Source organism: Rickettsia asembonensis, from assembly GCF_000828125.2.
GTDB lineage: Bacteria > Pseudomonadota > Alphaproteobacteria > Rickettsiales > Rickettsiaceae > Rickettsia > Rickettsia asembonensis.
Map to the genome: position 1 here is coordinate 17575 of NZ_JWSW01000004.1, position 24684 is coordinate 42258.

Here is a 24684-nt window from a genome sequence, read left to right on the forward strand (position 1 = left end):
GATCACCCAAGTTGTCATTGCGAGGAGGTATTGTTGCGTGGACCGAAAAACCTACTCGATGTCATCCCCGCGTAGGCGGGGATCCAGAAAAAAGTATAAATACAGCAAATTTTTGAAATTAAAAGCTCGATTTATCTCGCTTTATGCTGGATTCCCGCCTCCGCGGGAATGACATAAAATGATTCACGCAATAATGCCTGCTCGCAATGACGATCCAATATTACCCGGCATCTGGGGTAAAGCCAAAAGCCGATTCTTCTCCTATTACAGGCATAAGATCATTTTCGAGATTACTAACTTCAGTAGATTCATTTAATTCAGGCAAAGTAATGTTTGAAGTAACATTAAATTGTTTTATATATTTAATAGCTTCTTTAGCTAGTTCAATATCATATTTTTTGGTTATTACGTCATAGCAGCGTTCATGATCTTCAGGTTTAATATTCTTGATATTAATCTTTGTAAGCAATTTTGGTAAAATTTCTAAATTATTTTCTTCTAGTGCAAGAAAAATTTTTAACATTGAAATTTTACTTTTATTTATTAATTCATCTATAAAAGATGTTTGTGCTTTTTCTCTAATAACATAGTTTAAAGCTAGATCAAAATTACCGTTATATTTGCTATATACAAAATCAATAACTTCTGAGTTTTTTGTTTTAAGAGCTGATTCTAGCTCCTTATGTGCTATCTTTTTTTGCTATTAAGTACCATTTTAATAGCCGGTAAGTTACATGATTCAATTACTTTTATTGCCCTTAAATCACTAATATTATCAATTTTTGAAGAGATTAATTCAATTATTTGATTCTTCTGTTGAATTCCAAACTGACAATTAAAAGCTATATCAAGGTTATTTCCGTTTATTATCGATATTTTATCGACTATCATTTTAATTATATGCAAATAACCTGTTTCTATAGCTTTCCCTAGATATAGATTCAACTTTATATCCTCAATTTTTCCTGTTTTATTCAATAGTGTTTCAACTGCAAATGGAGCCTGAGATTTAATAGCATGAGATATATATCGACTAGGATCATCATTTATTTTATTAAGTATTGTTTCAGCAAGTAATATAATTTCACAACCGTTTTACTAATAAGATCACAAAAAAGATATGTAAGATCGGTATTATTTATCATATTTAAAATAGTTAACATTTCTTGACCGCTTAAACTCTGATTATATAAATTAAGTATTGTGCCAAACGCCTCCTCTAACTCGTTACTTGTATATATCTTCTCCGAAAAATCATAATCTGGCAATAGCTCTGAATTTAGATGCTCCTGAGAAAAATGTTCTTTGAGTTCTTTATAAAATTCTTTTATTTTTTGATATTGTTCTTGCAAGAATTCTGAAAAACTATTCATATCCATTGTTTTTATAGTTTTATGATCAAAAGCCAAACTATGTATATTATTATTTAATTTGTAACTAATAGAAAAGCTGACGACTGTTAATAACGGTAGATTTTTTACTATAAAATCAATTAAACTCTCTGAGTTACAGTTTTTATTAAACAACAGATTATCTATCCCTGCCTTTGTAGTATTTGTAGCCGGAATATAAGTACATAATACAACATTGCCTTCAACATCTTTTAAATTATGCTGAGCTGCACCGGAATGACAGGAAAATATATGTACAATATTAAGTTGATCTCCTACAGTATTTTTTGCTATTTTTGTCAGAACGTTATGTGCTAGTTGTTCAGAGAGGTTGCAAGTATTATTTTCTTGAAATAACTCTAACCTTAATTGTGATAATAAACTTTTTTCAAAATTCTCCATTCCATGAGCATATATAAATATTTCTTGAGGATTATGAGAAGAAGCAAGATATGTTTTTATCTCATCTTCTTTATAAATTTTTGCTAAAGTTTCTTGGTTTGGTAAGTTTGTTATTCTCGGTCCTTGGAGAACTATTTTTTGTATATATTATTACCTTAAATAAATCATTAAAATTTTTAGAAAAAATTAAGCAATTGAAATAAAAATATATTTATAATAGTTATAAGGAGTACTAATTCATTATAACTAAAGAATTATATTCATTGCTTATATTATGAATTATACACGAAAATTTTATTTTTACAAGATAATAGTTAATTTTTTATTAGGAAATAATATTATTATATAGGATAATAAGAGTATATTTAGTTATGATTAGGTTTATGCTTAGAACAAATTAGTACATTCCCTTTAACTTCAACAATAAAAAGTCGGTCGCCTGTTTTTGCATCAATTTCGTTTGGTGCAAGATAAGCATTCATAATAGCACCGGACCATCTTACTTGTCCTATAGTATCAGAAGAAACGGTAGAACTATAAACCTCTACCGTTTTGCCTATCATATCCGAGTAATTTTCTGTTTTATCAGTTTTATTATAAACATATTTTTTAAGAGGATAATATAATATGCAAAACCAAATAAGAGATAATATACCAAAAAATGTTATTTGATTTGTTAAGCTAACTAGAGGATAGTTATATACCACAAGAGTGTTTGATAATGCTCCAAGCCCAAAGAATAAGAATCCGATACTTGGAACTACAAAAAATTCAACGACTACACAAATTATGCCGATTATTAACCATATTTCGGTGAGGTAATTATTTATCATGAACATAAGTTTTTAAAAATAATATTACGTCAGCTATGTCTTGTAGTTTTGAGATACCGGCAAAGGACATTTTAGTTCCTGGTGCATAGCTACTTGGTTTATGTAAGAAAGCAAATAAACTATCATCATCCCATACGCCGCCGAGTTTTGATAGAGCAGGGGAATATTTATAGTCTGCTATGCTTGCTTTTGGTCTGCCTGCTACATCCCAAAGATGCGGTCCTAGTTTATTTGGACCGTCTTTATCAAGAGAATGACATATTAAACATTTCTTGGCTATTTCACGACCGTTATTGGCATTAGCAGTCTTCATTAATTCCGGTATATTTACCGGTGCTTGCTCTAATGCGATAGTATTTTGATTTTCTGATGATTCTTGAACCGCAACGCTGTAGCCGCGATGCTGTAACTCTAGAGTGGGTTTGTATAATATATTTACAACAAATCCAACCATCATAGCAATTAAACTAGCAAATAAGATGGCTGCAACAATTTTATTTAATTCTTTTCCAGACATTTATTTTGTTTTTTTATTAGAATTTATACTATAATTTAAGTTGTAAGAGAAGTTAATTAAATAAATAAAAGAAAAATTTATAAAAATATTTGTTCTTTGGAGAGAAAAATAAATGTCTGATTCAAAAAAATCAAGGGTTAGAAAAATATTTAATAAGTTAAAATCTTATTGGACTAGTTTTAGACAGAGTAAAATCGGTAAAATATTATTTAGCAATAGTTTAAGTTATGCAGTTTCCGTAGCTTCTATAGCAATAGCAGTTTCTGGGCTTGTTACTCCTATATCACCGATAATTATAGCTGTAGCTGTTGTTTCAGGAGTTAGCGTAGGAATTCAAGCTATAAATGAGACTTTGAAAGTGCATGGCTTGCGTAAACTTCATAAAGAGAATAATTTATTAGTACATAACAGAAATGCTAAAAGTCAGCAAGATTATATATTATCATTAGAACCCAGTTTAAAGGATATTTTGAAAAATGAATTATATACGCCGCAAACGGAAGGTAAGGATACTACTCAAGATAAGTATGAGTTAAATGTAAATAAATTGAAAAGTACAGGACGAATATTTGGAAATAATTTAGGTGGAGCCGCAAGTTTGGCTGCCTCTATTATTAAAGGTGCTAGCGGTAATGTGCTTGATATATTAAAAGCTACGGGTTACGGTATAGTTACGACCGCATCATTAATTATCGATGGTCTTACTGAAAAGGAAAAAATAGAAATAAAAGCAATATTTAAATTAAATATAAATGAAGAATATAAAAAACAAGACACTCCTATATATGAAAATTTAGAACAATTAGAGAATTATACTAAGAATCAAGTATTGCAAACATTGGCTTTAAAAAAATTAATAACGGATAAGAATTATTGGAGTATGAATAAAGACCAAAAAATACAAAAATTTCGAGAAATAAGAGGTAATTTTAATTTTGAAATAAAAAGAAACGGTTTAGAAGAATTTTTTAAAGAAAATAAAATAACAATGGATAATAGAAAAGAGAGTTATGTTAAAGATATTAAAAATGTAATGAATCCATTTTATGAAAATCCTAGTAAAGCCGAAGGATATAGTCTGTTAACTAAAGCTATGGATAAAGATAAAGGTAATAATGCTGAAATAAAAAGGACAAAAAGTGAAAATTTAAAAAGGATGCAAAAAAGAAAGCGAAATTTAACAATATGAAATGATTATTATAACTCACTGCTAGTTACAAATTTGTAAGAAGTAGTATCGCTAAATATTCTATGCAATAATTCATTATTAAGAGCGTGGCTGGTTTTATAGCCTTTAATTGAACTTACAACGCTAGTGCCACTGGTATATAAATCACCGAATAAATCTAATAATTTATGGCGAACAAATTCATCTTCATAACGTAAGCCGTTTGGGTTTAAGATTTTATCCTGCTCATCTATTCCTATAGCATTCTCAAATGAGGCACCTTGGGCAAGTCCTTTGCTTTTCAAATAATCAATATCTCTTATAAATCCAAAAGTTCTAGCATCCGCAATATTTTTAGTAAAAGATTCTTGAACTCTAAAACTTAGATTTTGTCTACCTATAGCTTTACTGCTAAAATCAATGGTTAAATCTACAGTCATGTGATCGGAAGGAGTACAATATAATTCACAATCTTTGTGAACTACTTTTATATCTTTTAAAATTTTTAGATATTTTTTAGGAGCATTTTGTAATTTTTTTCCTGCACACTCAATCATAAACACAAAAGGTTTACTACTACCGTCCATAATTGGTACTTCAGGACCATCAATTTTAATAATTGCATTATCAATGCTGCATCCCCAAAGTGCTGCCATTAAATGTTCAATTGTTGAAATTTGAACTTTATGATCATTACTTATAGTGGTAGATAACAAGGTATCGGAAACATTGAAATAGCTAGCTTCAATATAATTATTTTCAGAAGATATATCGGTTCTAATGAATATAATTCCGGTATTTTCTTTAGCAGGCTCTATAGTTAACTGGGTACGTTTTCCCGAGTGAATCCCGATCCCGTAACAACTAACCGGTTTTAATAATGTACTTTGCTGCATGCGAGGCTATAAAAATATATTTAAATATTAATATTTAATGCTGAATTATACAAGCTATATTATGTTACAAAATATTACGCATATACTCGACAACACTTGTCATGCTGTGGCTTGACCGGTGTTGTTGCATGGCTTAAGAAATTTGCTCGATGTCATTCCTAGCTAAAAGCGGGAATCCAGCATAAAGCGAGATAAATCGAGCTTTTAATTTCAAAAATTTGTTGTATTTATACCTTTTCTTCTGGACTCCCGCTTTCGCGGGAATGACATAAGAGCCATGCAACAAGCCCGGCTTGACCACGGGGTGACACCGAGTTAAATTTAAAATCTATACAATTTATACTTAATAAAATACCAAAAATGATAAGCTACAAAACTACCGACTACGGCAAAAACGGAAAATAAGAAATCACTGCCGTTAATGGTGCCGTAAGGTACATGAGATGATAAAGCTCCGGCATATATACCGATGCTGCACATTGAAAAATACGAAAATAAAGCTGTTCTAAGTTCGTAATCTCTAAATTTATCAATTAGTATTAAAATATTGCAAATATAAATGGATCCTAAACAACTACCGATTAGTATTATATATAATATATTAAGGTTTTTACTAGTTCCATGAAGCGGTAGTAAAATAAAGCAGATGAGCAGAATTATAGTTAGTGATAAATTAGCCAAATATTTATTTACTTTGCTTAATATGTAGCATATAGGAATTATAGAAAAACATATTGCTAGGAAAATATATTTTAGTATGAGTCTTAAATTAATTAATGCTAATTCTTTCTTTAATGCAAAAGCTTCATAATACCATAGTATATCCAATGTGACATAAGCAACTACGAAGCCTGTCAATAATTGTAATTCGACATTTTTTATTAAGGATGAGAATTTTGAATTTAGATTTAATTTATGAGATGTGGGATTATAATGCAGAAATTCGGTTAGTATATTGATACAATATAACAATGCACAGATTACTATAGTATTATTTGTCGGTTTTATAAATGGATTTAATAAATCTACCATTAAGTTTCCACCCGCCCATAACAACATTATACAAGCTAAAAAAAAATATTTCTTTTTTTTGCTACTCTCAATAATGTCTAATGTTATAGAAGTGAAATATGAAAATGTTCCAAAATTAATTAAAATAAAATTAATTTTAATTAGAGTATAATTATTTAATAAAATGAGGTTTATTGTACAAATAATTAATAAAGATAAGCTAATTAAAATAATTTTTTTATTACTTAATCTATTAATTAACTGTGTTAAGGCAAAGCCTGCGATTATCGAACCTATAAATTTAGTTTGATTTATATGATTTATTTGTTCTCCGCCTAAATTTTTATTTATCAGTAAAAAGATTTTAAAATTATAAAAATTTATAGCATTAATACAGGAAAAAATAAATATTCCCAAAAGCGAGAAAAAAATAGTTTTATAATCGTTTTTTAAAGTCATAAATTAAGTGTTTGCTAAACATAAATACATGGTATATAACTCATAATTATAATGATTAAGATTATTATCTTAAAAATTAAAGAGATTCGTAATTCCATTATTTAAGTATATATGGATAGTTATTAGATTATCAGCTTTTAATCAAGTATGGTAGTCTTAATTTATAATTTGTATATAATTATTGTTTAATTTTAAAAAAATTAATGAATTAAATAATATGAAAATATTTTAATGTAAGAAAAATAATAATATATTTTTTAGTATTTTAAAGAGGTGTTATTTGAAGTTTATCTAGAATTTCATTTTTGCTCTTTAATCATAGATAAATTATCTATTTAAATAAATTAATACAAGATAAACAATGATTTTTCTTAAGATACAAGCATTATATTAATTATTTGTTCTTCAAGTTAGTGAGCAAGATAAATGAATAAAAAGATTATAATTGATGCTAATTTTCCAAGCGAAACAAGAGTAGTTTTATTAGGACAAAGCAACAATATAGAAGATATTGAATTTCAAACAACTGTAAGACAACAAAATAAAGGTAATATTTATTTAGCAAAAGTTACAAGAATAGAACCATCGCTACAAGCTGTTTTTATAGAGTACGGAATGGATAAAAGTGGGTTTTTACCGTTTAGTGAAATCCATCCTAACTATTACAATTTGCCTGCCTCAGAGAGAAATTTTCCAGTTAATGCTTTTCCTGAAATAGCTCTTTCAAATATTACGGTTGAGGATGATAAAGAGAAACCGGCTGCTATATATGATTCTTTGGTTGATAGTGAAGAAATTGACCTAAAAACCATAGAAGATTTAGTAGAGAGTAAATTCCAGTCAGAACTTAATTTAGAAGCGGCTGACGATATTGAAATTATTCAAAGCGGTGTTGAGCAGAACGTTCCGCAATATAAACAATATAAAGTTCAGGACGTAATAAGAAAAAACCAAATATTATTAGTACAGGTTACTAAGGAAGAACGAGGAAATAAATGTGCCGCTTTTACTACTTATATATCCTTGGCTGGTAAATATTGTGTTTTAATGCCTAATAAAGGTTCGCAAAACGGCATATCACGTAAAATATCAAACGGGGAAGAAAGAAAAAGACTGAAAGATATTTTAAATAAAATAGTAAGCGGTGACAAAAATGCTTACAGCATCATTGTTAGAACCGCTGGTAGAGGAAGTAGCACCTTAGATTTGAAGAAGGACTATAATTATTTAACAAGGTTATGGAATAAAATTCGTAAAAGTACTATTAAATTTCCGGCTCCGTGTTTTATTCATGAAGAAGATAGTATAATACGTAAAACCATACGTGATATGTGCGATCACAATGTTAAAGAGGTGGTAATTCAAGGACAAGAGGCTTATGAAGACGCTTCAAAATTTATGCAGGATTTATTACCTTCAGAGCTTTCAAAACTTAGAGAACATAAAAATAAAACTCCTATATTTACTAAGTTTAAAGTAGAAGAGCAGCTAGTTAAATTATATCAGCCTGTCGTGACGCTACCTTCAGGGGGATATATCGTTATTAATCCTACAGAAGCTCTTATTTCAATTGATGTAAATTCCGGTAAATCAACTTCTGAAAAAAATATTGAAGAAACGGCACTAAAAACTAATTTAGAAGCAGCCAAAGAAGTAGCGAAGCAAGTAAAGCTTAGAGATCTATCAGGTTTGATAGTTGTTGATTTTATAGACATGAGTGAAGCTAAGAATCGTAAAATTATTGAACGATCCTTTAAAGAGTTTTTAAGTCGTGACCGTGCTCGTATACAAACCGGTAATATTAGTCAGTTTGGACTACTTGAATTCTCAAGGCAGAGATTACGTTCTTCTTTCTTAGAAACTAATTCGGCAATTTGTTCTCATTGCAACGGTAAAGGAGTCATTAGAGCAAGTGACGCTAATGCTATGTTAATTTTACGTACTATAGAGAATGAAATTTTTGAAGAAATAATTGATATAATAAATGTTTTTACTAATATCGTTTCAGTTGTTTATCTACTTAATAATAAACGTGCTGAGATAAAATTTATTGAAGAAAAATATAATATAAAGCTTAATTTTTATTCCGATCCTAATGCTACATCAGATAGTTATTCGATTGAAAAAGTGAAGCTGTTGAAGAAAAATAATAATAATGTTAATCCTGTTAAGCCGGTAATTCAGAATCATAGTGCCGATTATACTGAAGAAGAGCCGAAAAAAGAACAGTTACGCAAAAATAAACATAAATGGAAAACAGCTAATAATAGTAATAATATTGCTAATGAAGTAAAAGATAAGAGTTTAGAGGTAAAAGAACCGGTAGAGCAAACCGTAAGCGTTGTGGAAGAGGTGAAAGTTGTAGAAAGTAATGCAGGCTTAGAAGAAGCACAAGCTGTTCCAAAAAAGACAAAACGTAGATATCGTAATAAAAAATCAAATAAGAAACGTCCTGCTAATACCGTTGAAGATACGGAAAAGAATGTAGAGTCTTGATTAATAGGTCATTTCTGCGTGGATACCTATGTCATTCCTGCGAAAGCAGGAATGACATTGAACACTTTTCTTGATCCACGCAGCAATGCCCGCTAACAATGTAACAAAATAAAAACATAAACTTAAAATAAAAGTGCAGAAGAGTTTAATTACAAAATGGTTGTTTATAAGTTGTATAATGGTCATAGCGATGATTGTTATAGGGGGGATAACAAGGCTTACAGGTTCTGGTTTATCTATAGTTGAGTGGCGTCCGGTAACCGGTATTTTGCCGCCTTTTAGTTTTGAAAGCTGGCAAGCGGAATTTGCTAAATATAAAGCTTTTCCTGAATATAACTCCATTAATTATGGAATGACTTTATCGCAGTTTAAGTTTATTTATCTGTTAGAGTTTATACATCGGTTACTCGGTAGAATTACAGCTTTAATATATATTGTACCTTTAATATATTTTTATTTTAAAGATGTTATAAAAAATCGTGACATACTACCTTATATAATTGCTTTGCTATTATTTTGCGTACAAGGCTTTATGGGGTGGTATATGGTTAAAAGCGGTTTGTTGAATAGCCCGTCCGTTAGTCATTTTCGACTTGCTTTTCATTTAATTATTGCCGTAATTATTTATCACATACTTTTTTATCAATTAATAAAAAATCGTTGTGATATTTTGTTAATACCGTCACAAACAGATTTAAAATTACCATTAATATTTTCCGGTATTGCTATTACTGTAATATATGTGCAAATTTTTTTAGGGTCGATGGTTGCAGGGCTTGATGCAGGGCTGATATATAATAGTTTTCCGCTAATGGGTGATAGTTTTATCCCGATGGAGATAAAAGATAATTTCTTTAATCTTGCAAATTTGCATGATCCGGTTTTTATACAATTCATACATCGTTTAGGCGGCTATAGCGTATCTTTGGTTGTTGTGGTTTTGGTAATTTGCTTGTTAAAAATAGAACATCCGAAATTAAATAAGATAGCGTATTTTCTAATGATTGCATTATTGATGCAGATATCTACCGGAATAATTACTCTTTTATACTCTGTACCTATAATAATTGCCTCTATACATCAGCTTTTTGCTATAATCCTTTTATCTATAATAATTTGGTGCTATTTTTTAATAAAAAATAGTTAAAATGTTACTGTGGTTAAGTCGGTGCTGGCTACGTGGCTCGAGAAACGCATTCGGTGTCATCCCGTGGCTTGATCACGGGATAACAGTGGAAGAACCGATCCTTACAACAACACAATAAAAAGCTCTAAATGATCATCGATGTCAATACACCTATTTCTTCTAGATTAGATAAATATTTAAAACGTCTATATCCGTTATTGACTCAAGGATTAATAGAGAAAGCATTACGTCAAAAACAAATTACCGTTAATTCTCAGAAAGCAGAAGCGAGTTTAAGAGTAAAGGGCGGTGATAAAATTTTTATTAACGATAAGTTTAATTTACCTGTTAAGCAACCCGAAAAATTAGTTTTTACCGATGCTGAAATTAAGCTAGCGAAGAAAATTACTACCGATTATCTGATATATGAAGATGATAATTTAATAGCTATAAATAAACCTGCAGGTCTTGCTACTCAAGGTGGCAGTAAAATAAATTTATCTATTGACTCTGCATTAAAATATTTGAATTATAAAGGTGCTGATTTTAAGCTAGTACATAGGTTAGATAAAGAAACAAGTGGTTTGCTCTTAATAGCCAAAAATTATTTAAGTAGTGTAAAATTTCGTGATGCTTTTAAAGAAAAATTGGTTGTAAAAACATATTTTGCCGTAACCTATGGAAAGCCAATTAAAAATGTAGGAGAAGTTAGAAGTAATATAGAGAAGAGTAAGGGAAGTACACCTAAAATTACTGATATTTATAGTGAAAATGGTAAACTTGCCATTACTTATTATAAATTACTTAAATCACTTGATAATAACTTATTTTTAATTGAATTTACACCGGTTACAGGTAGAATGCATCAATTAAGGTTGCATGCTAAATTATTAGGTTGCCCGATAGTTGGGGATGATAAATATGGTAATAAAGAAATAATGCCGTATAGTAAATATATGTTCTTGCATGCTAATAATATATGTTTATCTGAAAAGATTTTTGGTAAAGAGATTAATTTAGAAGCAAAATTACCGTTTTATTTTACTAAACGTCTTACATAACGCAGCTAATAAAGAGGAATTTGTACGTCGATCCGGTACTCGAATCCTCACGTACCAAGTGTACGCTGTGGTTCTGCGTTCCGTGTCTCCTTCAAATTCCTCTTTATTAGCTGCGTTATGTAAGACGTTTACTGATAAGTTTGTGGAGTGTTGAAGTTATGATTCGTAGATATTTTTTATTGCTGCTTTTTTTAATTACTAATAGTATTGATTGTTTTGCAGATATACAGCAAAGAATCAATGAAGCAGAAAAAGAATATATAAGTAATAGATTTTTAAATGCCGTTTTTATGTTTGCCGATGATTATAAACCTTTATTAACCGGTGCTAAAGGAATCTTTGCTTTAAACGGTGAGCAATTAAAAGCAAATGAAATGATGCCTATTGCTTCTGCTACAAAGCCTTTTACAGCAGCAGGAATTTTAAAATTACAAGAACAGGAATTATTAAATATTAACGATAAAATCTATAAATATCTTGATCCGGAAATGTGGGGTGGAAAAGTACCGGATTGGGCGTATAAAATATCTATTCATAATTTATTAACGCATAGTAGCGGTATTGCTGAATATTTTAGTTTTGTTAAACTTGATTTAAATATGCCTAAAAAAGAGATTCACAAGAAAATATTACAATTTGTTTCTTCTAAACCTTTAGAAATATCTATAGGGGAAATTTTTAAATATAGTAATACTAATTTTGTTATACTCGGTATGATTATCGAAAAGGTGGCTAAAAAAGATTTAGCTAACTTTTTTTATGATGAATTTTTTAAACCTCTTAATATGAAATCTACTAGCTTTGCTTCATATAGTGAAGCCGCTAGAATCCAAAAGAACGTTATTAGTTCTAATTATCCGGTAAGATATTTTTTAACGCCTAATAATAGTAATAAACCTATATTTACTCCTGTAACTGCTGATTTTTTAGCAGTTCCTTGTGCTGACGGCGGTATAATATCAACACCGGTTGATCTTATTAAATGGTATAGGGCATAAAATGAAGGAAAAATTCTTTCTAAGAAGTCGTATAAACTTATGACTACTAAATATTTTTTAGCAAAAGATATAGAAGGGCGTAAGTCTTATATGGGTTACGGTATTTTCCTTACGGATCTCGATTCTAAGCATTTAATGATTCATTATACCGGAAAAGCCCTTGGAATACAAAGTGAAGCAGGATATGTTTTGCCTGATAATCTTTATTTTGCTATACTCAGCAATACTATGATTAAAATTCCTGAAGAAGAAAAAGATAAAATTGACATGAAAAATCCTTTAAATCAACTTGGAATAATTTATTTCAGAGATGCAATAATAGGGGCAGCTATAAAGAATTAAATAGACTTGTTGTATAACCTATCTTATAAAGAGAAATTTGAAGGAAACACGGAAGCGCTTATCGCCGCAGCGTACATTTAGTACGTGAGGATGTGAGTTACCGGATTGACATACAAATTACCTTTAGAAGGAGGTTATACAACAAGTCTAATGAAGATAGTTACTTGGAATATTAATTCATTGCGTCTGCGGATCGATTTATTAAGAAAATTAGCACATGAGCATCAACCGGATATTATTTTACTTCAGGAAACAAAAGTAGATGATTCGCTATTTCCTCTTGAAGTTATTAAAAATATAGGCTATGAACATGTAATATATGCAGGACAAAAATCATATAACGGTGTTGCTATTATTTCAAAATTTCCTTTGAATAATGTTTTTTCTTTGGAATTATATAATAGTGATAAAAGGCATATAGCAGCTATAGTTAATGATATAGAAATACATAATTTTTATGTTCCTGCCGGTGGTGATATACCTGATATAGAGGTAAACTTAAAATTTAAGCATAAGCTCGAATATGTAAGGTTAATGCAGGAATGGTTAACTATTAACCGTACTAAAAACGATAAAATTATCATTGTTGGGGACTTGAATATTGCACCGCTAGAACATGATGTATGGTCTAGTAAGCAGTTGAGAAATGTTATCAGTCATACCGATATTGAACGCTCGTTATTGGTAGAGCTACAAAACTCGTTAGGTTTTATTGACAGTAGTAGACATTTTGTTCCGTTTGATGAAAAATTCTATACTTGGTGGAGCTATAGAAATATAGATTGGAAAAAATCTAACAGAGGTAGAAGGCTTGATCATATTTGGGTTAGCGATAATTTAAAAGATGCATTATTTTCTATGCATTTACTACCAGAAGCACGCGATTGGCCTCCACCTTCGGATCATGTACCGTATTTTGTGACTTTGGATGTCATTCCCGCGGAAGTGGGTAAAACCTACTGTGTCACCCCGTGGCTTGACAGAGGTAAAACTGATCCATGCAACAACACTACGCGGGAATGACATAAAAAGCCACGGGATGACAATAGTTTTAAGGAGTAATTAGTGAATATAAGCTCAAGAAAATATAAGCCGATAAAGGAAGAATATATAAAAAGCTTTAAAGATATGCTACTACTGCGTCGTTTTGAAGAGAAATGCGGGCAGTTATACGGTATGGGAGAAATAGGCGGTTTTTGTCATTTATATATAGGACAAGAAGCAGTAATTTCTGCGGTAGATATGGTTAAACAAAAAGGAGATAGTACAATTACTAGCTATCGTGACCATGCTCATATTATTTTAGCAGGAACAGGGCCTAAATATGTTCTTGCCGAGCTTATGGGGCGAGCTACAGGCTGCTCGAAAGGTAAGGGTGGTTCGATGCATTTATTTGACGTACCGAACAAATTTTACGGTGGACACGGTATAGTCGGAGCTCAAGTGCCTATAGGCACAGGGCTTGCTTTTGCTGAGAAATATAATGGTACGAATAATATTTGTTTTACTTTTTTAGGTGATGGTGCGGTTAATCAAGGTCAAGTATATGAAGCCTTTAATATGGCTGCTTTATGGGGTTTACCTGTAGTTTATATTATTGAAAATAACGAATATTCGATGGGGACGTCTGTAGCACGTTCTACCTTTATGCGTGATTTATATAAGAAAGGAGAATCATTTGGGATTAAAGGATTTCAGCTAGACGGTATGGATTTTGAAGAAATGTATAATGGAGCTAAACAAGCAGCAGAATATGTTAGAGAAAATAGCTTTCCGTTAATATTGGAGGTAAAAACTTATCGTTATCGTGGGCATTCGATGTCTGATCCGGCAAAATATCGTAGTAAAGAAGAAGTTGAACAATATAAAGAACGTGATCCGCTAGTGATAATAAGAAAAACGATACTCGATAATAAATATGCAACTGAAGCAGATTTAAAAGAAATAGAACAGTCGGTAAAAGAAATTGTAAAAGAAGCAGTAGAATTTTCAGAAAACTCACCACTCCCTGATGAGGGGGAGTTGTATACGAATATTTGTCATCCCGTGGCTTGACCACGGTATCCAGTAACCACCATTGTTGTCATCCTAGCTCACTTGTAGCGGGATCCGGTTAAAAATACTAAAATTATTAGTATTTTTATTGTTTTTTGGATACCGTGGTCAAGCTACTAGATGACACCGAACGGATTTTTCGGTTCACGCGGGAATGACATAGGCACTATAGGAATGATACAAACTTTAATTCAAATAAAAAAGAAAAATGCAAATAACGGTACGTGAAGCATTGCGTGATGCGATGCAAGAAGAGATGATAAGAGACGACAAGGTTTTTGTCATAGGCGAGGAAGTTGCAGAATATCAAGGAGCTTATAAGGTAACTCAAGGATTACTAGAGCAATTTGGTCCTAAGAGGGTAATTGATACACCGATAACGGAATATGGTTTTGCAGGGCTTGCAGTTGGAGCAGCTTTTGCAGGACTTCGTCCGATTGTGGAGTTTATGACCTTTAACTTTGCTATGCAAGCCTTTGATCATATAGTAAATTCAGCTGCAAAAACGCATTACATGTCAGGTGGGCAGGTCAAATGTCCGATAGTATTTAGAGGACCAAACGGAGCGGCAAGTAGAGTAGCGGCACAACATAGCCAAAATTATACAGCTTGTTATTCTCATGTTCCAGGGTTAAAAGTGGTGGCCCCTTATAGTGCCGAAGATCATAAAGGGCTGATGCTTACGGCCATTAGAGATGATAATCCGGTTATTTTTTTAGAAAACGAGATTTTGTACGGTCATAGTTTTGAAGTACCGGACACAATCGAGCCTATACCTTTTGGTCAGGCAAAAATTTTAAGAGAAGGTATTAGTGTCACTATAGTAACTTTCTCGATTCAAGTAAAACTTGCCCTAGATGCTGCAAATGTTTTGCAGAATGATAATATTGATTGTGAAGTTATTGATCTTCGCACTATTAAACAGCTTGATACGGATACAATAATAGAATCAGTGAAAAAAACTAATCGTTTAGTTATAGTAGAAGAAGGTTGGTTTTTTGCCGGCGTTGGAGCAAGTATAGCCTCTATCGTTATGAAAGAAGCATTTGATTATTTAGATGCACCGATAGAGATTGTCAGCGGTAAAGACGTACCGCTTCCTTATGCCATTAATTTAGAAAAATTAGCTCTGCCGAGCGAGAGTGATGTAATAGAAGCCGTTAAAAAGGTTTGTTATTATAGTGTTTAGGGATATTTATGTCATCCCCGCGAGGCATTGTTGCGTGGATCAATTTCACCTCTGTCATCCCGTGGCTTGACCACGGGATCTAGAAAATAACTTCAAAATTGATATAGAAGTTACATATTTGATAAAATAAACCTAGTTGTTATGATTAAAATTCAAAAATTAAGCTTTCCTGATATGTTTGATACGAAATAATTAATTGGTATATCTTATGCAAATGGAAATGCAAAATATATTTTCAACAAAAGAAAAATCATTTTTAGATCTAAAAATGAGATTTTTTTAACTCGTCGTGGTAATATTGAAGTTAAAATATCTTACAATAACATTCATTGGTATTTTAACTGGCTAGAATATTCTAAACAAATAAAATGTACAGTGGATTGGTGGTGTGCAAGAGAGAATTGTGATTTAGACGACATAGAATATGAAAAATATTGTCCAAGCTGCCCACAAATAGTAGTTGAAGAGATAGTGCAAGATTCCTATACCAGTAACGAACATACTAAAATATTGCAACCAAAAAATTTAGAAGAAGTTAGACAAAATATTTTAAAAGAGTATGAAAAACTTCCACATAATGGATTAAATATTAAAGATCTTTATAGAATAATGTACGGTATTTGGGTTTTAGAATAGTAAACATAAATATTCTTAAACTTAATTATTATTTTATTTTTACAATCTCTAGAATATAACTCATAATACTAGCTAATTAGTTATTTTTTCTAAAACTATCTTATTATTAAAACCACCATTAACTTTCTTTTTTTGTTTTTTGATTTTTAATATATCTTTTAGTTTATAGTCATTAATATTGCATATTGCTTCAAGTACTTCTAATATGTCAGCTACTTCTTCCATATACTCATCTTGTAAAAATTCCTCTACTTCTTCTAGTAGTTTATTTTTTAATAATTCTTTATACTCATATGATTCAGCAATATGAGTAACCGGTATTCTGCCTGATTCTAAGATAATTTTTGGAATTAAATCTCTAACTAACTTTGTCATTTTATTTTGCCAGTATAGATTCGATAGCATTACACATAGTTTTAGTATTTTAAACTGGACCCCGTGGTCAAGCCACGGGGTGACAGTAGTGAGACTGAGCTATGCAACAACTTAAAACATTTAGGAATGACAGTAAATTACTTCGCAGCTCTTTTTCGGTCGTTAGGGTCAAGTAGAGCCTTACGCAGACGAATAGATTTCGGTGTTACTTCAACCCTTTCGTCATCCTGTATATAGCTGATTGCCTGCTCTAGAGTTAAAAGCATCGGCGGCGTTAGTCTTATAGCCTCATCTTTACCTGATGCTCTAACGTTGCTTAGTTGCTTTGTTTTTAGCGGATTTACCTCTAAATCATTATCACGATTATGTTCGCCGATAATCATGCCTCTATACACTTTATCGCTAGGGTTTATAAACATTTTTCCCCTTTCTTCTAGATTCCATAGAGCATATGCAACTGCTGCCCCGTCACCGTTAGAGATAAGTACGCCATTGCGTCTTCCCTCGATAGCTCCTTTATAATCGGCATATCCGTGGAAAATACGATTCATAATCCCCGTGCCTCGTGTTTCGGTTAAAAACTGACTGTGATAGCCGATTAACCCTCTAGAAGGCCCGATAAACGTAACACGGCTTTTACCTCCGCCTGACGGTCTCATATCAATCATTTCGGCTTTTCTAAGTGCTAAAGATTTTACGACCACTCCGACATAATCATCATCAACGTCAACTTGAATTTCTTCCATCGGTTCTTGTTTATTACCTTTCTCGTCGGTTTGGAATAATACTTCTGGTCTACTGATAGATAGCTCAAACCCTTCACGACGCATAGTTTCGATTAAGATACCAAGCTGTAATTCTCCTCGTCCTGCAACTTGGAAAGCATTTTTTTCAGCAGCTTCGGTAACTTTTAGTGCGACGTTGCTCTCAAGCTCACGCATTAACCTAGCTCCAATCAAGCTTGATGTAACTTTTGTCCCTTCACTTCCTGCAAGCGGTGAGTCATTAACGCTAAAAGTCATGGATAAAGTTGGGGGGTCAATAGGTAGAGACGGTACAGATTCGGTTACTTCAGGTGAACAAATAGTATCGGCAACGTTGGCATTTTCGACGCCTGCTACGGCAATAATATCGCCGGCTGTAGCCTCATCTATAGCGATTCTCTCTAAACCTCTAAATGCTAATATTTTAGTGATACGTCCGGTTTCAAGTACTTTATTCTCACGATTTAATACTTTTACGTTTTGATTGATTTTAACAGTACCGCTTTGTACACGCCCCGTTAAAACCCTACCGAAGAAAGAATTATATTCTCTAGTAGTAACAAGCATAGAAAACGGTGCTTTATCGTTAGCTGCGGGTTTTGGTACATGTTTTACTATGAGATCAAACAGCGGTGCTAGATCCTCTGCTAAATTGTCTAAAGGATTAATTTTATTATCAAATGTTAAAGAAGCTTTTCCTGCTCTGCCTGAGGCGTAAACTATAGGGAAATCAAGCTGATCGTTATTTGCTTCGAGTGCCACAAATAGCTCGAATACTTCGTCGATAACTTCTTTAATTCTTTGGTCATCTCTATCGATTTTATTAATAACAACGATAGGTTTTAAGCCGAGATTTAAAGCTTTAGAAAGCACGAATTTTGTTTGCGGCATTGGTCCTTCAGAAGCGTCGACAAGTAACGCAACACCGTCAACCATGCTTAATATGCGTTCTACTTCACCGCCAAAATCAGCATGTCCAGGTGTATCAACGATATTAATACGGATATCGTTCCACATAAGAGCAGTGCATTTGGCTAGTATTGTTATTCCACGCTCACGTTCAAGATCGTTAGAATCCATAGCACGCTCGGCTACTGCTTGGTTAGCTCTAAATGTTCCGCTTTGTTTAAGCATATTATCAACAAGCGTAGTTTTCCCATGATCAACGTGGGCAATAATTGCTATATTACGAATAGATGTCATCTTTAAAAAATTCTCACAAGTTTACAATAGTTTTCCGTATTATATACTAAAATACCAAAAATTGGAATAAAACTAATTGATTTAACTATAGAATAAAAATTACTAAGAATTTTTAAACTTTAAAATAAGAGAAATTAATGAACGATAATATAGCACTATTTATATTTGATTTTGACGGAACTTTAGTTAAGGGGCATTCGTATAATTATATAGGACAGCGATTAGGAGGTTTAATAGCACGTAATATACAAAATCGCTTTTTTAGATCAGATGACGAACGTTCTAAAGAAATGGCTAGGCTTGAACAAAAATTCACTATAGAGCTGATGGAAAATTTTTTAGATAATGAAAACTTAGGTTGGAAAAATGAAGAGCAATTAGTACGTCTTTTTAAAAACATCATATCATCCGGTCATAAAATAGCTATAGCATCGTTTAATGATTATCCCAATGCCGTAAAATATGCATTAGAGCAATTATTAGACAAAGAAATAGTAAAAAATATACATATAAAATCAGGTTTACCTTCTAATAATTTTCAAGAAATACAAAATTGTACTAAAAAAGAATATATAAGAGAAATAATTAATAATACCGGAGTAACTAATAAAAAAACGTATTTTTCATGGATGATGATATTAAACATGTTAATGCTGCAAAAGACTATAGAGTTAAAGCAGTTTTGGTTGAGAACAAAGGAAAAGAGCATATTCATCAAGCTTGTAATTTTTTATATAAATTCAATGAACAACATGAAATTTATGTTGAGTTAGATCGTCTTGATACTGAACATCTTCTTAGTGAAGAAGATGTAAGGCAAGAGACAATAAAAACTATTCCATTTGACCCTTGTTCTAATGATTATTATTTGAATAGCGAGGAGTATACACCATCGGGAGAGGGGAATGTGCCAACGTTAGGTAACAGTTAAGTTTTTAATGATAGACAAATCACTTGATGTTATTTATTCTTGGATTAGGTGTCATACCGTGGCCCCACCGGCGTTGTTGCATGGCTCAAAAAATGCCCTCGATGTCATCCCGTGGCTTGACCACGGTATCCAGAAAAACAACTAAAAATATCAATATTATTGATATTTTTAACTGGATCCCGTGAATAAATCACGGGATGACAGGAGGAAAATCGAGCCATGCAACAAGACCGGCCCCGCCACGGGATGACAATCCTAACCGACACCGTTTAATCTAAAAGGATCAAGGATGATATACCGAATATTATGTTTATGTATATTCATAAATTTCTCAGTAATAGCAAAAGCACAAAATATACCAATTAAAGAAGATAATTTCAAAGTTAGAGTAGCTGTTGCTGATGTACAATCTATATTGGAAGGTTCGATTGCTATAAAAGATTTGCGTAATAAAATCGAAAAGCTTAACCATAGAATCCAAGAGGATATTGCTGCAAAAGAAGCAGAATTTAAACCGCTGGAAGAGAAATTATTAAATGAGCGTTCTAATTTAAGTGAAACCGAATTTGAGCATAAAGTAAACGAATTTAATGCAAAAGTTAGCCACGTTAGAAAAGAAATTCAGATTAAGAAAACAAAGCTTGAACAAGCACATGCTGAGGCTATGAGTAGAGTCCACGAAACAACTATTACAATAATTAGTGAACTTGCCGAGAAATATAACCTTAATTTGGTAATTCCAAGTGCTCAAGTCTTATATGCCAAAAATAATTTGAATATAACTTCCGAAGTGACTTTTATGTTGAATGAGAGATTAAAAGAAGTAACGATAAACTATTAATTGTGTTGTATGGTTTAGGAAACGTATTCTTTGTTATACCGTGGCCCCGCCACGGTATCCAGTCTTTTTTAATTTTTTTAGACCCCGTGGTCAAGCGAACTAGGTGACACAGTGTATTTTACCGAGCCACGCAACAACACTATGTATTTAACAAGAGTATTTAATATGGCAGAATTTACATCGATTACAATCGCATACGGGGATGGAATAGGACCTGAAATAATGGAGGCGGTGCTTTATATATTACGTAAAGCCGAGGCTTGTATTCGCTTAGAAACCATTGAAGTAGGTGAAAAGCTTTACAAGAAGCATTATACTTCAGGCATAAGTGAAGAAAGTTGGGAATCGATACAACGTACCGGCATTATACTTAAAGCCCCGATTACTACTCCGCAAGGTGGAGGATATAAAAGTTTAAACGTCACGATTCGTAAAACATTACAGCTTTTTGCTAATATTCGTCCTTCTGTTTTGTTTCATCCTTTTACTAGAACCTTACATCCAAATTTGAACCTAACTATTATACGTGAGAATGAGGAAGATTTATATGCAGGCATAGAATACCGCCAAACGCATAATATGTATGAATCAATGAAGTTGATAAGTCATACTGGTTGTAAAAAAATTATTAGATATGCTTTTGAATATGCGGTAAAAAATAACCGCAAAAAAGTCACGTGCTTAAGTAAAGATAATATTATGAAATTTTCCGATGGGGTTTTTCATAAAGTATTTAATGAGATTGCAAAAGAATATCCGCAAATTAATAATGAGCATTATATTATCGATATCGGGACTGCAAGGCTTGCTACCAAACCGGAAATATTTGACGTTATCGTAACTTCTAATTTATACGGTGATATCATATCCGACGTAGCTGCTGAAATTTCAGGGTCTGTGGGGCTTGCCGGTTCTGCAAATATCGGACAACATTATGCGATGTTTGAAGCGGTACATGGAAGTGCTCCCGATATTGCGGGTAAAGATATCGCTAATCCGTCAGGGCTTTTAAATGCTGCAATAATGATGCTAGTACATATAGGGCAGGGTGATATTGCTAGTTTAATCGAAAATGCTTGGAAGAAAACTATAGAGGATGGAGTTCATACAGCCGATATATATAATGAGCAGAATTCTAGTAAAAAAGTCGGTACAAAAGAATTTGCTGAAGAAGTAACGAAAAGATTAGGACAAATACCGACAAAGCTACCTAAAGCAGATTATCCGTTGATTGCCGAGAAACAAGAAAGTAATATAGATTATAAAATTAATACTAACGAAGTTAAGAAATTGGTCGGTACGGATATATTTGTGAATATGAATGTATCTTCCGCTCACGATATAGCTGATAAAATTAATAAGCTTGATCTTGGTAATGTTGAGTTAAAAACAATCTCGTCAAAAGGGCTAAAATTATGGCCTCGTGATACAAGGTTTGAAACTATTTCCGATCATTGGTGTTGTCGTTTTATGAATAAAGACGGCACGGAAATAAAGCATTTAGATATAACAAGGTTGCTTGAAGCTTTAGGCAAAGCAAATATTGATTTTATCAAAGTAGAGAATTTATTTGAGTTTGATGGTGTGGCAGGGTATAGCTTGGCTCAAGGTGAATGAATTATTGTCACCTCTTGGATTGAGATGTCATCCCGTGGTCAAGCCCATAGTACCGGAAATTTTTTTAAAAGATCCCGATATCATCCCCGCGAAAGCGGGGATCCAGACTAAAAAATCTTTAAAATTAAAGATTTTTTATTACATAGTTTTTGTAAAATAAAGCTTTTTTTTAAAAGCCTTATTTTACTGGATTCCCGCCTACGCAGGAATGACATAGAACAAAAATTGTCCGGTACTATAGGTCAAGCCACGGGATGACAACGATAACATAACAAAAAAATAACAAAAATGACACTATACTATATCGGAATATTATTAGTAATTATTGGATTATTTGCTATATTTTCAGGGATAATCGGTTTTTTTAGATTTCCTGATTTTTATACTAAATTACATGCAGCAAGTGTTATTGAGAGTTTTGGAGTGCCTGTTTGCTTAATAGGTTTTGCGTGCATTGAAGCAGATATTGTTAACTCCGGTAAATTAATTTTAGCGGCTTTATTGATTTTCCTACTAAATCCAGTAGCAACCCATGCACTCGGTAAAGCATCTTTGCTTTCAATGTCATCCTTTAGAAAGCAGGAATCCAGAAAAAAATTAAAAAAGACTGGATTCCCGCTTCCGCGGGAATGACATTAGACTATACAGTTAACCCCTTGTAAAACTAATGAAAACAGCTTTAAATTTTGATCTCGGCAATTATCTACTTAACTTAATTGCTTTTTTATTGATTTTAATCTCAATAAAAATAATTTTTGCTAAAGATTTACTAAATGCAGTTATTGCTGCGTCAATATTTAGCTTATTAATCGGTGTATCTTATCTTATTATGGATGCTCCTGATGTCGCAATGACCGAGGCAGCACTTGGAGCTTGCTTATCAACATGCGTATATTTGAATTTGTTACGTAAATTACCTCCTGATTTAAAGAATATTGAGAGAACTAATATTGTTCCCGCAAGTTTAATATGTTTATTGTTTGTAGTAACTCTTGCTTATATGGGTTTAGAATTACCGAATTACGGTGATGATAATGCTCCTATTCATATGTATTCAAGTAAATATTATCTCGAAAATACCTCTAGAGATATAGGTGTATCTTCTTTTGTTGCGGCTATTCTTGCAAGCTACCGCGCTTATGATACTTTAGGTGAAACTAGCGTAATTTTAATTGCAGGAATTGCTGTGTTGTTGATATTTTCAAGGGAGGATGTCATACCGTGGCACCTCCACGGTATCAAGAAAAAAATAAAAAAAGACTGGATGCCGTGGTCAAGCCATGGCATGACAATAATAATAAAATATATCACTAGTTTTATAATACCTTATATAATTTTATATAGTATATATATTCAGCTTAACGGTGAGTCTTCGCCGGGTGGTGGGTTTCAAGCAGGTGTTATATTTGCATCTAGCCTTATTGCTTATGATTTAGTTTACGGTAATCGAAAATTAAGCAGATATTTTCCTCCTAACGTGCTAATTTCTATTGCTGTTTTAGGTGTAGCAATATATGCAATTGTAGGAACAATATCACTATTTTTTAATGATAATTATTTAAATTATTATTCACTAACAAATTTTATAGATGATAAGCTACTTGCTCAGCATATCTCTATAGTTATTGTTGAAATAGGAATAGGTTTAACTGTTTCTGCAATAATGTACTTAATATATAATTTATTTAATCATGAATAATCTATTTGTATTAATTAAGCGTGAATTTATAGTGCAGAATCGCATTAATAATATAATTAAATATATAGTTATATTTTTTTTATTTTGCATAATTAGTACTGTTTTAATTAACAGTGAAAGGGATATTAACAAATTCGGTTTAATTTTTTCGGTAATTTGTTTATTAATTTCATTAATCGGTTTTTCTGCTGTTATATTTAAATCTGATTTGGAAGACGGAAGCTTAGAGTTATTATTATCAATTGTTAGTCATGAAAAAATCATATTAGCTAAATTTTTTGCTATATTTATCAGTAGTACTATAGGGATGATTTTAACCTTGCCTATTATCTATATTTTTTTCGACCAAACTTTATTTGAGGTAATGTTTTTCTTTATTAGCGTATGGATGATGTTAGTTTTATCAAGTAGTTTAGTAGTTTTATCCGGTAGCATGCAATGTTATTTTAAGAAGAATGCTAACTTTGTCGGTACGTTTATCATGCCGTTATTAATTCCGAATATTATAATGACGGGCTTAATATTACAAGATAATAACTTACAATTAATTTTTATTATGATAGGAATTAATTTAGTATTTTTACCGATTTCATTCTTCTTGAGTTCCTATTTAATTAAAAATATTTATAATATTACGTGATTTTGCTTTATTTTTACTAATGTAGTGATATAAA

General features: G+C 31.9%; 24 protein-coding genes and 3 pseudogenes. 16 read left to right on the forward strand and 11 right to left on the reverse strand.

From position 1 onward, the window contains the following. Window positions 1-220: 220 nt before the first annotated feature. From SB78_RS00955 to SB78_RS00975, 5 genes are all read right to left on the reverse strand, one after another. Entirely contained in the window at window positions 221-523 is a 303-nt protein-coding gene (locus SB78_RS00955) for a hypothetical protein (protein ID WP_041077789.1), read from the reverse strand. 164 nt (window positions 524-687) lie between these two features. Further along, window positions 688-945 carry a hypothetical protein gene (locus tag SB78_RS00960; RefSeq protein WP_146624988.1) on the reverse strand — a complete coding sequence of 86 codons (258 nt, stop codon included), beginning with the start codon at window positions 943-945 and terminating at the stop codon, window positions 688-690. 101 nt (window positions 946-1046) lie between these two features. Next, window positions 1047-1793 carry a hypothetical protein gene (locus SB78_RS00965; protein WP_052458453.1) on the reverse strand — a complete coding sequence of 249 codons (747 nt, stop codon included), beginning with the start codon at window positions 1791-1793 and terminating at the stop codon, window positions 1047-1049. Window positions 1794-2158: 365 nt separating this feature from the next. After that, window positions 2159-2632, reverse strand: a complete 474-nt coding sequence (locus tag SB78_RS00970) for an NfeD family protein (protein WP_041077793.1) — start codon at window positions 2630-2632, stop codon at window positions 2159-2161. Further along, window positions 2616-3143, reverse strand: a complete 528-nt coding sequence (locus SB78_RS00975; protein WP_041077795.1) for a c-type cytochrome — start codon at window positions 3141-3143, stop codon at window positions 2616-2618. The genes SB78_RS00970 and SB78_RS00975 overlap by 17 nt, the downstream gene beginning before the upstream one ends. Before the next feature lie 112 nt (window positions 3144-3255). On the opposite strand from SB78_RS00975, the gene SB78_RS00980 reads away from it, so the two are divergent. Continuing rightward, complete coding sequence (locus SB78_RS00980) at window positions 3256-4332, forward strand: hypothetical protein (protein WP_041077798.1); 1077 nt, start codon at window positions 3256-3258, stop codon at window positions 4330-4332. A gap of 8 nt (window positions 4333-4340) precedes the next feature. Here the strand turns inward: SB78_RS00980 and lpxC are convergent, their stop codons facing one another. From lpxC to SB78_RS00990, 3 genes are all read right to left on the reverse strand, one after another. Continuing rightward, window positions 4341-5207, reverse strand: coding sequence for a UDP-3-O-acyl-N-acetylglucosamine deacetylase (gene lpxC / locus SB78_RS00985; protein WP_041077800.1), 867 nt, complete (start codon window positions 5205-5207; stop codon window positions 4341-4343). 133 nt (window positions 5208-5340) lie between these two features. Further along, window positions 5341-5490, reverse strand: a complete 150-nt coding sequence (locus tag SB78_RS09880) for a hypothetical protein (protein ID WP_199402680.1) — start codon at window positions 5488-5490, stop codon at window positions 5341-5343. 38 nt (window positions 5491-5528) lie between these two features. Continuing rightward, window positions 5529-6677: an MFS transporter gene (locus SB78_RS00990; protein WP_041077802.1), complete on the reverse strand. Its 1149-nt coding sequence runs from the start codon at window positions 6675-6677 to the stop codon at window positions 5529-5531. Window positions 6678-7103: 426 nt separating this feature from the next. Here SB78_RS00990 and SB78_RS00995 point away from each other — a divergent pair, with 426 nt between their 5' ends. The 3 genes from SB78_RS00995 to SB78_RS01005 all read left to right on the forward strand — a co-directional run bounded on the left by SB78_RS00995 (window position 7104) and on the right by SB78_RS01005 (window position 11360). Then, window positions 7104-9173: an Rne/Rng family ribonuclease gene (locus SB78_RS00995; protein ID WP_041077804.1), complete on the forward strand. Its 2070-nt coding sequence runs from the start codon at window positions 7104-7106 to the stop codon at window positions 9171-9173. A 133-nt stretch (window positions 9174-9306) separates the two neighbouring features. After that, entirely contained in the window at window positions 9307-10320 is a 1014-nt protein-coding gene (locus SB78_RS01000; protein WP_041077806.1) for a COX15/CtaA family protein, read from the forward strand. A gap of 128 nt (window positions 10321-10448) precedes the next feature. Next, window positions 10449-11360: an RluA family pseudouridine synthase gene (locus tag SB78_RS01005; RefSeq protein WP_041077808.1), complete on the forward strand. Its 912-nt coding sequence runs from the start codon at window positions 10449-10451 to the stop codon at window positions 11358-11360. A gap of 19 nt (window positions 11361-11379) precedes the next feature. Here the strand turns inward: SB78_RS01005 and SB78_RS07480 are convergent. After that, window positions 11380-11483, reverse strand: a pseudogene (locus SB78_RS07480) (palindromic element RPE1 domain-containing protein); the annotation flags it as partial. Window positions 11484-11518: 35 nt separating this feature from the next. Here SB78_RS07480 and SB78_RS01010 point away from each other — a divergent pair. The 5 genes and pseudogenes from SB78_RS01010 (at window position 11519) to SB78_RS01030 (ending at window position 16580) form a co-directional block, all read left to right on the forward strand. Continuing rightward, a pseudogene (locus SB78_RS01010) lies at window positions 11519-12700 on the forward strand (serine hydrolase domain-containing protein). Between the two features lie 150 nt (window positions 12701-12850). Continuing rightward, complete coding sequence (gene xth / locus SB78_RS01015; protein ID WP_052458454.1) at window positions 12851-13723, forward strand: exodeoxyribonuclease III; 873 nt, start codon at window positions 12851-12853, stop codon at window positions 13721-13723. A gap of 42 nt (window positions 13724-13765) precedes the next feature. Beyond that, a complete protein-coding gene (pdhA, locus tag SB78_RS01020) occupies window positions 13766-14755 on the forward strand; it encodes a pyruvate dehydrogenase (acetyl-transferring) E1 component subunit alpha (protein WP_041077810.1) in 990 nt (329 codons plus the stop codon). A 208-nt stretch (window positions 14756-14963) separates the two neighbouring features. Next, window positions 14964-15944, forward strand: a complete 981-nt coding sequence (locus SB78_RS01025; RefSeq protein ID WP_041077812.1) for a pyruvate dehydrogenase complex E1 component subunit beta — start codon at window positions 14964-14966, stop codon at window positions 15942-15944. Between the two features lie 375 nt (window positions 15945-16319). After that, window positions 16320-16580, forward strand: coding sequence for a hypothetical protein (locus SB78_RS01030; protein ID WP_041077814.1), 261 nt, complete (start codon window positions 16320-16322; stop codon window positions 16578-16580). Window positions 16581-16793: 213 nt separating this feature from the next. On the opposite strand, the pseudogene SB78_RS12060 reads toward SB78_RS01030, so the two are convergent. Together SB78_RS12060 and typA are read right to left on the reverse strand one after the other, a co-directional pair. Further along, window positions 16794-16955 (reverse strand): annotated as a pseudogene (locus SB78_RS12060) (nucleoside triphosphate pyrophosphohydrolase family protein); the annotation flags it as partial. 137 nt (window positions 16956-17092) lie between these two features. After that, window positions 17093-18922 carry a translational GTPase TypA gene (gene typA, locus SB78_RS01040; RefSeq protein ID WP_041077818.1) on the reverse strand — a complete coding sequence of 610 codons (1830 nt, stop codon included), beginning with the start codon at window positions 18920-18922 and terminating at the stop codon, window positions 17093-17095. A 137-nt stretch (window positions 18923-19059) separates the two neighbouring features. Here typA and SB78_RS10470 point away from each other — a divergent pair, with 137 nt between their 5' ends. The 7 genes from SB78_RS10470 (at window position 19060) to SB78_RS01075 (ending at window position 24650) form a co-directional block, all read left to right on the forward strand. Further along, entirely contained in the window at window positions 19060-19695 is a 636-nt protein-coding gene (locus SB78_RS10470) for an HAD family hydrolase (RefSeq protein WP_241773637.1), read from the forward strand. A 184-nt stretch (window positions 19696-19879) separates the two neighbouring features. Next, complete coding sequence (locus tag SB78_RS10475; RefSeq protein ID WP_241773638.1) at window positions 19880-20038, forward strand: palindromic element RPE4 domain-containing protein; 159 nt, start codon at window positions 19880-19882, stop codon at window positions 20036-20038. A gap of 104 nt (window positions 20039-20142) precedes the next feature. Then, window positions 20143-20694 carry an OmpH family outer membrane protein gene (locus SB78_RS01055; protein ID WP_041077820.1) on the forward strand — a complete coding sequence of 184 codons (552 nt, stop codon included), beginning with the start codon at window positions 20143-20145 and terminating at the stop codon, window positions 20692-20694. A 165-nt stretch (window positions 20695-20859) separates the two neighbouring features. Then, window positions 20860-22311 carry an NADP-dependent isocitrate dehydrogenase gene (locus tag SB78_RS01060; protein ID WP_041077863.1) on the forward strand — a complete coding sequence of 484 codons (1452 nt, stop codon included), beginning with the start codon at window positions 20860-20862 and terminating at the stop codon, window positions 22309-22311. A 288-nt stretch (window positions 22312-22599) separates the two neighbouring features. Next, on the forward strand, window positions 22600-22944 hold the full coding sequence (locus SB78_RS01065; RefSeq protein WP_041077822.1) for a Na+/H+ antiporter subunit G: 345 nt from the start codon (window positions 22600-22602) through the stop codon (window positions 22942-22944). 34 nt (window positions 22945-22978) lie between these two features. Then, the gene (locus SB78_RS01070; RefSeq protein ID WP_041077824.1) at window positions 22979-24010 is read left to right on the forward strand and encodes a DUF4040 domain-containing protein; all 1032 of its coding nucleotides are present in this window, start codon (window positions 22979-22981) and stop codon (window positions 24008-24010) included. Continuing rightward, a complete protein-coding gene (locus SB78_RS01075; protein WP_041077825.1) occupies window positions 24003-24650 on the forward strand; it encodes a heme exporter protein CcmB in 648 nt (215 codons plus the stop codon). The genes SB78_RS01070 and SB78_RS01075 overlap by 8 nt, the downstream gene beginning before the upstream one ends. Window positions 24651-24684: the final 34 nt, after the last annotated feature.